The organism is Veillonella ratti, assembly GCF_003992115.1.
GTDB classification, from domain to species: domain Bacteria; phylum Bacillota; class Negativicutes; order Veillonellales; family Veillonellaceae; genus Veillonella_A; species Veillonella_A ratti.
The window spans coordinates 1-13,200 of sequence record NZ_RQUX01000022.1 but is presented as its reverse complement, the minus strand read 5'-3'; the positions used below and the strand labels follow the sequence as shown (position 1 = coordinate 13,200).

1 protein-coding gene is annotated in these 13,200 nt (G+C 44.7%); it reads right to left on the bottom strand.

What is annotated here, in order from left to right; translation table 11 throughout:
- Positions 1–190: 190 nt before the first annotated feature.
- Positions 191–13,054 (bottom strand): YadA-like family protein, encoded by a 12,864-nt coding sequence (locus tag EO124_RS08785; RefSeq protein WP_127059216.1) that lies wholly within the window; start codon positions 13,052–13,054, stop codon positions 191–193.
- Between the last annotated feature and the right edge of the window lie 146 nt (positions 13,055–13,200).

Sequence of the window (13,200 nt, the reverse complement as noted above, 5' to 3'; positions counted from 1 at the left end):
ACTGCTATATACACCCTTACATTAAAGGTACTGCCAACTACTTTGCTTTGCCTATTGCAAAAAGCTTAACTACTTGTACACCTAACATCTATTAAGCACCTGTACACTTAACATCTTTTAAGCACTTGTACGCTTAACATCTTTTAACTACTTACACATTCCCAAGTTTTTAGAAACTAACTTCTTTGAACTATCGGGCAGCCATTAAGGACTGAACCAATTCTTCCAGTTTTTGAATACGTTCGTTTTGGCTTTCGTTCTGCGCTTTCAAATCGTCGATTTCACTGGTCTGTTTTTCAACATACTCAATCAAACGGCCTTTGCTCATGCCCGCATACGGATTGGAGTTACCGAACTTCATGCTGACGCCGACGTTCATCATGTTTTCCCCATTGCCCATAGAGCCGCCGATACTGAACAATGTGTTTTCATTCGGACGATAGAAGGCACCTAAAGCTACGGCGTTAGAACCGTGGTAAGTACCCATACCGGCCGTGAAGTTCCATTTGTTATCAGGATCGTAATCCAGTGGATGTAAGGCTGCCAAGGCGGCGGCACCGGCACCGGATTTATTGACTTTCGAGTCCAATTTGGAGATTTGACGCGCATTGTTCTGAACGGCTGTAGCTACGCCACCGATTGCGGTTGCCATTTCTTGACGAACCGTGTAAACCTGACCGGTTGTAGCGGCACTGGTTCCTTCCGCTGTAAGCTCAACAGCTTTCACATTCTTAATTTCCTTATCATTAGCATTGATGCCATCTTTGGAAATGTACGTCATGTTATTAACGGCAATGCTGTTACCAACCTTCAAGTCATCGTTTAAGGATAAGTTGTATTCGTTTTTGCCTTCCACTTTAACAGCGTTGATATTATCGTCACCGTTAATCTTAGTAGCGCCAACAGAATCAGCAATAGTGCTGGCAAAATCTTTCAATTGACCTTCCGTAGCTGCACGGTCGTCTACAACCTTATCAACATCCCACTTGGTGTTTGTTAAACCGGTAATCGTACGGCTTGCGGTTTCACCTTCACTCGGAGCCTTACCATCGATAGTAATACCACCAACTTTAATTGTTTCATCGAGGCTGACTTTGACACCTTTTGTTGCATCATTATCATCGACTTTTTCAACCTTAACACCGGTTTCGGTATCACCGACTACATTGGCTACGCCCGCTTTACCCTCGATTGTTTCAATCTTAGTGTTAATATTTGTGATATCCTTGTTGATATTGGTGATGTCATTGTTAATCTTAGTAATGTCTTTCTTAACATTAGTTACATCGCCTTCAACTTTAGTTACACGATTATCCAAATTAGTGATATTCTTCGTATTATTGGTAACTTGCTCTACGAATTTAGAGTCTAGACCTACCTTGATGTCATTATTATCTTGGGTAATCTGAACCTTTTCGCCGTTAACGAAGTTAATCACAGAGTCTTTCTTAATGGCCCGTTCGTTGCCACCATTTACGGTTAACTTCCAAGCACCTGCTTCACCAAGGAGTGTGTCGGTAATGCCCAACTTAGTCTTCCAGTTATTTACATTATCCTCTGACAAGTTAGCTGCATCCAATCTTGCAGAAGAATCGGCAACTGCTTTCAGTTGTTTTTCAGTAGCCGCCCGTTTTTCAACAATGCCATTTTCGTCCGGATTCCAATCGGTATTGGCTAAACCCGTAATGAATAAACCATCTTCGGTCTTACCATCCTTAGTTGTTGGAACACCTTTCTGATTAGCGATGTAGATACCACCGGTAAGAGTGCCATCTTCAGCAGTCGTTCCACCAATGCGAATACTACCGTCATTCAAGTTAAGGTTCTTCGCTAATTTAACAGTTAAGCCACCATCAGCTTTAGCTACGACACCGATGTTGTTATCCGTGAGCAAGCCTTCATCGTTAATGCCACCTTTAACTTCTAAGGTTTCGTTAAGTTTCTTAGCGATAGTTACATTTTCTGTATCACCGGCAAATTTCAAGCCGTCTTCCAGCGTAGCTACGGTATGTTCTTCGCCTCTTTCATCTTCATAAACGATACGAGTGATACCGTCTTTGCCATGCTTGCCGTCGACACCGTCAACGCCGTTCTTCACGGAGATTTCGGCGTATGCATTTTTACCCGGTTGTCCATCTTCACCGGCAGGGCCTTGTGGACCAACTAAGCCAATGCTACCAGGCGTACCGTCTTTACCGTCCTTGCCAGGTTGGCCGATAACAACTTCATTCTTCAATTTGAGGTCATAAACTTTATGTCCGTTAACGTCTTTAACAGCCATGGTGAGGTTGTTTTCACCGATGTATTCGCCTAAGGCACCATCAGCACCAGCTTTGGCGGATTTACCGTCGAGAGTGAGTTCAGTATGGGCCCCGCCAACGTCTGAGGATACTTTAGAAATAGCTGCGTCGAGTTGGTCAACATTGACTGCGTCAGTGCCATCAATCCCAGTTGCCACGTTAACGATACGTTGATTGCCATTGTCTAAACCCGTGGAGCTCAACTTAACTGTACCAATTACAGGATTAGGTGCAGCTTGTAATGTTTCGCCATCCTTAGTGTAAGTCTGCGAATCTGCATCATAAACCGCATCGGTTAAATCAGTGTACCAGTTACCATCTTCACCTTTTACAAGAGCATTACCATCTTTATCTTTCGCCGTTTCGGCAAAGGCTACACTACCATCAGCCAAGTTAAGATTCTTAGCCAATTTAACGGTTAAGCCACCTTTATCTTCAGCAACAACACCAATGTTGTTGTCTGTAAGTAGACTTGCATCGCTGATACCACCTGTTACGGTTAAGGTTTCGTTCAATTTCTTAGCGATAGTTACATTTTCTGTATCACCGGCAAACTTCAAACCGTCATCCATCGTAGCAACAACGCGTTCTTCACCGTTTTCATCTTCATAAACGATACGAGTGATACCGTCTTTACCATGCTTGCCATCAACACCGTCAACGCCGTTCTTCACAGAGATTTCGGCGTATGCATTTTTACCCGGTTGTCCATCTTCACCGGCAGGGCCTTGTGGACCAACTAAGCCAATGCTACCAGGCGTACCGTCTTTACCGTCCTTACCAGGTTGACCGATGACAACTTCATTCTTCAATTTGAGGTCGTATACCTTCTGACCGTTAACGTCTTTAACAGCCATGGTGAGGTTGTTTTCACCGATGTAATCGCCTAAGGCACCATCAGCACCGGCTTTGGCGGATTTACCGTCGAGGGTAAGTTCAGTATGAGCACCGCCAACGTCTGAGGATACTTTAGAAATAGCTGCATTCAACTGATCTTCAGTTGCAGCTCGACCGCTTACGATACCATTAGCATCAAGATTCCACTTCGTATTGGTGAGGCCGGTAATGAATAAACCATCTTCGGTCTTACCATCCTTAGTTGTTGGAACACCTTTCTGGTTAGCGATGTAGATACCACCGGTAAGAGTGCCATCTTCAGCAGTCGTTCCACCAATGCGAATACTACCGTCATTCAAGTTAAGGTTCTTAGCTAATTTAACGGTTAAGCCACCATCTGCTTTCGCTACAACACCGATGTTATTATCTGTTAACAAGTCTGTATCACTGATGCCACCTGTTACCGTTAAGGTTTCATTGAGTTTCTTAGCAATGGTTACATCTTTTGTATCACCGGCAAACTTCAAGCCGTCTTCCAAAGTGGCAACAGTGTGTTCTTCACCATTTTCATCTTCATAAACGATACGAGTAATGCCCTCTTTACCATGCTTGCCATCAACACCATCGACACCGTTCTTCACAGAGATTTCGCCATAAGCATTCTTGCCCGGTTGGCCATCTTCACCGGCAGGACCTTGTGGGCCTACTAAGCCGATGCTACCAGGTGTACCATCTTTGCCGTCCTTACCAGGTTGACCGATGACAACTTCATTCTTCAATTTGAGGTCGTAAACCTTCTGACCGTTAACATCTTTAACAGCCATGGTCAGGTTGTTTTCGCCAATGTATTCGCCTAAAGCGCCATCAGCGCCGGCATTGGCGGATTTACCGTCGAGCATAAGCTCGGTGTGAGCACCGCCAACGTCTGAAGATACTTTAGAAATAGCTGCGTCGAGTTGGTCAACATTGACCGCATCCATGCCGTTAATACCGGCTGCTACATTAACAATCCGCTGATTACCGTTGTCGAGACCGGTCGAGCTTAACTTCACCGCTCCCACGACCGGACTTTCGACAGCCGTAAAAGCTGCACCGTCCTTGGTGTAAGTCTGCGTAGCTGCATCATATACGGCATCCGTCAAATCCGTGTACCAGTTGCCGTCTTCACCTTTCACGAGAGCGTTTCCATCTTTATCTTTCGCAGTTTCTGCAAAGGCTACGCTGCCGTCAGACAGGTTGAGGTTCTTGGCCAGCTTCACGGTCAAGCCGCCTTTATCTTGAGCAACAACACCGATGTTATTGTCTGTCAGCAGGCTCGTATCGCTGATGCCACCTTTAATGTCTAAGGTTTCATTGAGCTTCTTAGCGATGGTTACATTTTCCGTATCACCGGCGAACTTCAAGCCGTCTTCCAGAGTAGCTACCGTATGTTCTTCTCCGTTTTCATCTTCATAGACGATACGAGTGATGCCGTCTTTACCGTGCTTGCCGTCGACACCATCGACACCGTTCTTAACGGAGATTTCGCCGTAAGCATTTTTACCCGGCTGCCCATCTTCACCGGCAGGACCTTGAGGACCAACTAAACCGATGCTACCAGGTGTACCGTCTTTGCCGTCCTTACCAGGTTGACCGATAACAACTTCATTCTTCAATTTGAGATCGTAAACTTTCTGTCCGTTAACGTCTTTAACAGCCATGGTGAGATTGTTTTCACCAATGTATTCGCCTAAGGCGCCATCAGCACCGGCTGTTGCCTCTTTACCATCAAGAGTAAGTTCAGTATGAGCACCACCAACAGCTTCAGATACTTTAGAGATAGCCGCATTCAACTGATCTTCAGTTGCAGCTCGACCGCTTACAATACCATTAGCATCAGGATTCCACTTCGTATTGGTGAGGCCGGTAATGAATAAACCATCTTCGGTCTTACCATCCTTAGTTGTTGGAACATCTTTCTGGCTAGCAATATAGATACCACCGGTAAGAGTGCCATCTTCAGTTGTAGTTCCACCAATGCGTACACTACCATCAGCCAAGTTAAGGTTCTTAGCTAATTTAACGGTTAAGCCACCATCTGCTTTCGCTACAACACCGATGTTATTATCTGTTAACAAGTCTGTATCACTAATGCCGCCCTTAATATCTAATGTTTCATTAAGTTTCTTAGCGATAGTTACATTTTCTGTATCACCGGCAAACTTCAAGCCATCTTCTAGCGTAGCTACGGTATGTTCTTCGCCTCTTTCATCTTCATAAACGATACGAGTAATGCCGTCTTTACCATGCTTGCCATCAACACCATCGACACCGTTCTTCACAGAGATTTCGCCATAAGCATTCTTGCCCGGTTGGCCATCTTCACCGGCAGGACCTTGTGGGCCTACTAAGCCGATGCTACCAGGTGTACCGTCTTTGCCATCCTTACCAGGTTGGCCGATAACAACTTCATTCTTCAATTTGAGATCGTAAACCTTCTGACCGTTAACGTCTTTAACAGCCATGGTGAGGTTGTTTTCACCAATGTAATCGCCTAAGGCACCGTCAGCGCCGGCTTTGGCAGATTTACCGTCGAGAGTAAGTTCAGTGTGAGCACCACCAACGTCTGAAGATACTTTAGAAATAGCTGCGTCGAGTTGGTCAACATTGACTGCGTCAGTGCCATCAATCCCAGTTGCCACGTTAACAATACGTTGATTGCCATTGTCTAAACCCGTGGAGCTCAACTTAACTGTACCAATTACAGGATTAGGTGCAGCTTGTAATGTTTCGCCATCCTTGGTGTAAGTCTGCGAGTCTGCATCATAAACCGCATCGGTTAAATCGGTGTACCAGTTACCATCTTCACCTTTTACAAGAGCATTACCATCTTTATCTTTCGCCGTTTCGGCAAAGGCTACACTACCATCAGATAAGCTAAGATCCTTAGACAATTTAACAGTTAAGCCGCCGTCAGCTTTCGCTACCACACCGATGTTGTTATCTGTTAACAAGCTTGTATCACTAATGCCGCCCTTAATATCTAATGTTTCATTAAGTTTCTTAGCGATAGTTACATTTTCTGTATCACCGGCAAACTTCAAGCCATCTTCTAGCGTAGCTACGGTATGTTCTTCGCCTCTTTCATCTTCATAAACGATACGAGTAATGCCGTCTTTACCGTGCTTGCCGTCGACACCATCGACACCGTTCTTAACGGAGATTTCGCCGTAAGCATTTTTGCCTGGCTGCCCATCTTCACCGGCAGGACCTTGAGGACCAACTAAACCAATGCTACCAGGTGTACCGTCTTTGCCGTCCTTACCAGGTTGACCGATGACAACTTCATTCTTCAATTTAAGGTCGTAAACCTTCTGACCGTTAACGTCTTTCACGGCCATAGTGAGGTTGTTTTCACCGATGTATTCGCCTAAGGCACCATCAGCTCCGGCTTTAGCAGATTTACCATCCAGAGTGAGCTCCGTATGAGCCTTAGCAATTGTTTCCACAGTTTTAAGTTGAGCCAAGTTAACTGCATCAGAGTCTTCGGTACCGGCTGCTACATTTATAATCTGACGAGTTGCACCTGAACCACCTACCGAAACGGCACCGTAACTAGGTTTATATGCTGCAATAATACTAGTCCGTTTATTGAAACTTGCAGTCATGTTATTGCCGGCCTCTTGAACCGCTCTTATTGCCTCGGAATCTGTCGGATTTTGCTGATAAGCCGCTAATTTTTCCTGATAAACTCTAACTTTTTCAACATAATCTTGATTTGCCTGTTCAAATTCAGCCGTTTTCCCTAAGTAGGCCGCGATAGAGGCGTCATCGGTAAAAGTAATACCATCAGGCGAATAACCATAAAATTCAGCATTTCGATTAGCTACTGCACCAAGACCTAAGGCAACCCCTGACAGTTCAGAAACAACAGCACCATAGCCCAAAGCTACGCCACCTTGATTGGTAACGGAACTGTTAATACCTACAGCCATACCATAAGGCGCTCCATTAACGTTAGCCATAGAACCGATAGATATACCGGAATGAGAATTTGTGACTTTAGCAGATGGCCCTATTGCAGTACCATATACGGAGTTTGAAACACCTGAACTAACACCCATAGCCACACCACTTTGAGAACCAATTACCTTAGCAAATGCACCTACTGCAGTACCATTTTCGGATGATTCAACCTTAGCACTAGCACCTATGGAAGTTCCTAATTTTGAACCTGTTACCTTTGAGGTTGCTCCATAAGCACTGCCCCATTCAGAAGTACTTACTTCTGAGCGATATCCAGTAGCCGTTGCTGCCTTCGATTGATTATCAACAGCAGCTTCGTCACCTACTGCTATCCCCCACTCGCTATCCACTTTTCTATAATCTGACGCTGGATTATTTTCATCAATTCGTTTACCACTACCGATAGCCACAGCACCGGTAGCCGTTGCTTTCGCATTTGAACCAATCGCTATAGAATAATCCCCTGAAGCATCTGCACTCGTACCACCGGCAAAAGCGTTTGCACCGGCATGTGTAAACCAGCCAATCGCTGTACTTTGATGTCCATCGGCAATACTATGTTGCCCCACTGCTAAGCTAGCACCGCCAGAAGCTTTAGCATCCGCATCAGTTGGATTACCGCCAAGATCCATATCAATAAATTTAAGTCCGATATCGACAAACTTGCCATCTTGATTAAGTTTTATACCTCGTTCAGCACGAAGTACGACTTCGCCGCCCGGTGTAATAGTAGTTGCTTCACCTTTTGCCTCAGACTCATTAGTCACGGCACCCGGCAGTCTGGAAACGCCTAAAGTCCAGCCTTTATTGACGTTTTCTTTAACCTTTTTAAGTTGTGCCACGTTAACTGCATCAGTATCTTCACTACCTGCCGCCACATTAATAATCTGACGAGTATTTCCTAAAGAACCAACAGATACAGCACCTGAACCGGAACGATATGCAGAAACAATCGCATTACGTGCATCAAAACTTGCTTGCGTTGCTGCACCTGCTTCATTAAGCTCAGCTTTCAACTGTGCATTATTAGGATCATTCTCTAAAGCGGCTTTTTTCTCATTAAATACAGCTAATTTTGCATTGAAATCCTCATTTGCCGCTTGATATTCATCTGTTTTTCCTAAATAGGCGGCAACTTCAGTAGCTGTTGAAAGTGTAACGCCGTCAACTGTATATCCATAGACTCCACCGGCTCTATCAGCTAGAGAATTTGCCCCCAAGGCGACTGAACTACCTGCCGTTGTTTGAGCTTTATAACCTACCGCGGTGGCATCTGTACCACCTGTAACACGAGCATAAGAACCGATTGCAGTAGAATTTTTCGACGAAACATTACTGAAATGACCTAAAGCCGTGCCTAACTGGGCACTGACAACAGCTGTTTGCCCCATTGCCATGCTCCAATTAGCGGTAGCTTCTGCTCCGCCGCCAATACCAACACTACCAAACCCTAGTCCTTTAGCGGTAGGCCCAATGGCAACACCGTATACGCTATCCGTTTTAGCTTCAGTACCGATGGCCACAGTGCTATCTCCTGTAGCATTTGACCTGTCACCAATTGAAACTGCATTACGGCCATTTGCTTTAGCATCAATCCCCATAGCACTCGATGAAAATTCGGCCAGAGACCCGCTACCTATGGCCACACTACCTTGACCTTTTACCTTAGCACCGCTACCAATAGCAACGGCTAATCCACTAGCATTGCTTTTAGGGTCAGGATCCATAAATGCATCGGCACCATTCCCGATAGCCACACTATATTCCCTGGCTTTTGCCCCATCACCTATAGCCACATCAGCTTGCAAATCATCGCCGGCAACAGCGCCATAACCAATAGCTACACTATGCCTTGAGCTTGAATATGCTTCTTCACCGACAGCAACGCCGCCCTTAGAATCAATGTTGCGCCCGATAGCCACACCAGCTTCAACAGTTGTCTTAACATTAGGTCCAATAGCAATCGTGTCCTTTGCTACTGCCCCATCATTCAGCTTATTACCTTCTTCAGAAGAGTTAATCGATACATATTCAATCTTATTGGTATCAACTTTAGTGTTAAGAGCTTTTAATTGAGCCACGTTAACGGCATCAGTATCTTCACTGCCGGCCGCCACATTGGTAATCTGACGAGTATCAACATCACTACCTACCGAAATAGCACCTAAAGTTGAACGATACGCAGCTACAATCGCATTACGTGCCTCAAAGCTGGCTTGGGTAGCCGCTTCAGCTTCTGCAAATTCGTTCTTAAGTTGTTCATTATTTGGATCTGCTTCTAAAGCTGCTTTTTTATTATTATAAACAGCTAATTTTGCTTCAAAATCTGCATTTGCAGCTTGATAAGCTTCTGCCTTACCTAAGTACGCTGCCATTTCTGCATCGGATGCAAAAGTTAACCCATCAATGTTATAACCTTCTACTTTACTACCTCTATCTGCTATAGAATAAGATCCTAAAGCCACACCATTATTTGCTTTAGCCACTGATTTATATCCCAATGCCGTAGAAGCACCACCTGAAGATGCAGAGTCGTAACCTAATGCCATAGAGGCTCCACCGGATGCTGTAGAATAACTACCTAAAGCCGTACTCTTCTTGGCACTGGCCACAGAACTTTGCCCCATTGCCATACTCCAATTACCGGTAGCTTCTGCAGAGATACCAATACCAATAGTACCGTAACCTAAACCTTTAGTATAAGTACCTATAGCAATGCCCCCTGTACTATCTGCCTCGGCTCTATTACCAATTGCCACGGTGCCTTGACCGGTTGCTTCCGTGGTATCACCGATAGCAACCGCACCACGTGCTGTAGCTTTGGCGAGTGACCCCATCGCATTAGATTGGAATACCGCCTTCGATCCTTGACCAACGGCTACACCACCTTGTCCTGACACAACAGCACCACTACCAATGGCAACAGCCAAACCGCCTTCTCCATATTCTGGATCAGGTTCCATAAAAGCACTGGCTCCATTACCGATAGCAACACTATAGCCGGCAGCTTTAGCTACATTACCAATAGCCACATCAGCCTGCAAAGAATCTCCTGCAACCGAACCTAAACCAATAGCTACGCTATGTTCTGAAGTTGATGATGAATTTTGACCAATAGCAACACCACCATTTGCAGTAACATTACGACCGATGGCAACTGCCCCTTCATAAGTAGCACTCGCCTTAGGTCCAATAGCCATACCATTATAGAAAGCATCGCCATTTTCAATTTTCATATACTGTGTTGGAGTTTTTTCACCAAATTTGTCTGTTTCAAAAGCAGCACCTACATACCCAGCCTTTTCATCATCCGACAAGGCATTATATTCATCAGGCGTGATTACTGTACTTTTTACAACCGCTTCTGTCCCAATAGCAATAGATCCACTACCATATACAGCAGACTTAGAGCCGGTTGCCACTGAAGAATTAGCAAAAGTAGCCGCTTCACTACCTACAGCTACCGAACTTTCACTGTTACCTTGTGCCCCGACACCAACAGCTACGGTCCTAAAACTAGATTCCGCATTATTACCGACAGAAATACCACCGGAGCCATTGCTCTTAGCGTTATAACCGACAGCAACACCCAATGAAGTAGACTTTGCCGAACCACCGATAGCTACTGAAACACCCTCCGCGCTGGCAGCGGAACCTAGTGCTACTGATTCTTGACCGGAAGCAGTTGCCTTATACCCAATTGCCATTTGCCCATTAGCACTATCATCTGAAATAGTCGCTTTATGACCAATAGCTAAACTATTAGACGCATTCGTCGTTGCACCGGCACCAATAGCCATGGAACTTCTGCCTGTAGCGCCCTGATTATCAGCATTTACAGTTTCCTCTACCAATTCAGTATTGTCATCATAATACGTAGGTTTGACTGAAAAATATTTAACTGAGTTATCATCAACTTTAACATTAAGCGCTTTCAACTGTGCCACGTTAACGGCATCTGTATCTTCTGTGCCTGCCGCAACATTTATAATTTGACGCGTAGCAAAATCCGTACCTACCGATACTGCACCGAAATACGATTTATACGCAGCCGTAAGTTTTAATAGCGCTTGTTGGCTCGCAACTAACTTCGCATTTGCTTGTTCAGCCGCTACTCTTAATTCATCATTATTCCTATCAGCTCTCCAAGCAGCATCTTTTTCTTTATAATCTTTTTTATTCGCTGCAATAGCATCTACAGTCGCATTGTATTCATCAATTTTGCCTAAATACGTAAGTAACTCAGCATCACTTGTAAACGTCGCATGATCTACTGTATAACCGTAGGTATCATAACCCCTATCTGCCACACTCTTAGCCCCAATTGCTACGGAAGAGCTAGTGGCAGCAACAGCATTATGACCTAATGCAATTGAATCTGCACCACTCGCATTTGAATAACCACCTATGGCCATTGAATAATTACCGGTAGCCTGTGTTTGAATCCCCATAGCTATGCTACGTTTGCCTGATGCGATACTCTTAATACCCATACCAATAGAACCATCACCTTTAGCTTCCACTCTATCACCGATAGCAATGGAGGACTCATCCAAAGTTTCCGTATTACTTATTGCACCATTGCCAATGGCGAGGCCTGATTTTCCATATGCCTCTGCCCCGGGACCTACGGCAAGCGAACCTTGTCCCACTGCTTTCGCGTTAGCCCCATAGGCCGCACTGTGTCCGATACCGGTAGCTTCAGCATTCCAGCCGACAGCAGTAGAACCATCACCGGTAGCCTTTGCATTCGGCCCGACAGCCATAGAGTTGCCACCGGTAGCACCATCATTTGCTTTATTGCCTTCTTCAGAAGAATTAAACGACACATATTTAGTTGAACTGCCACCGGCAGTAACTTTTTTATCTACATCATCAATCTCACGTTTCAACGCTTTCAGCTGTTTAATATTGGCCGCATCATAATCATCAACGCCACCGGCCATGTTAGTAATACGGCGATGTCGTTCCGAAATAAGTTCATCACCCAATTGATAATCAGCATTCCCTACCGATACGACACCGTCCTGCGGATAAATATGTTCATCACTCAAATAGGATTCAACTATTTCGCTCTTATTAACTGCATAAGATTGACGCCCTATGGCCACTGTGTTTTCTCCAATAGCAAACGCCTTATGGCCTAATGAAATCGCACCTGTATTCGCAGAATAGGCCTGATGCCCCAAAGAAATATCTCCTTCATCTGAGGCATGAGCCTGAAAACCTAATGCCAATGATTTTTCGCCTTTTGCATTGGCACCGGCACCCATGGAGTTCCCCCATAGCCCGGAACTGGACCATTCACCAATAGCAACACCCGTATCTCCCGGTATAGCATGATAACCTATACCAATAGCAAAATTCGAAGTAATAGGCTCACTCTGGCTACCATTTTCCCCACCAATTAAAATGGTACGCATACCGCGGTTAACTAGATTAGTACCGATACCAATAGAGTCACTACTTTCACCATCGTCTCTGGCTACATCCGCATTATGACCGATAGCAATAGTAAACCCTGTATTTGCTCGCGCTCCATTTCCTATAGCAATACTTTGTCCACCTAATGCTTCAGATAAGGAACCAATGGCAATATGGGAAGAATATTCTGTTCCGGCATTTGCTTTATATCCAATGGCAATATTAGATACTTCTGTTGCAACTGCCCCTTCCCCTATAGATATCCCTCTATCACTCTCATTAAATGTCGGAATATTTGCGGTTTCTCTTACCAACGCATCAGTTCTACTTTCCAAGTCAGAGAAGCGACTATTAAACTCTGCTATCACCGCATCATACACGGCCTGCTGATCATCAGTTAAATCTGCCGCCAATACACCTAAGCCCGGATATAGCACCGAGCTTGTAAGTAATGACACAACTAACAGCGCTCTGGATTTTTTACTCATATGATTGTTCCCCTTTCAATTAACACTAACCTAATCGTCCCCATGTAGTGTAAGTAAAAAATTATCCAATACTTATCGTGTTTCTATATTCAGTTTTAATTCCCAAAAAGATGATTAAATGTTATATATTATATCCACATTAATCA

Coding starts and splice junctions, on each gene's coding strand:
- EO124_RS08785 (WP_127059216.1), bottom strand. CDS start 13,054: ATGAGTAAAAAATCCAGAGCGCTGTTAGTTGTGTCATTACTTACAAGC.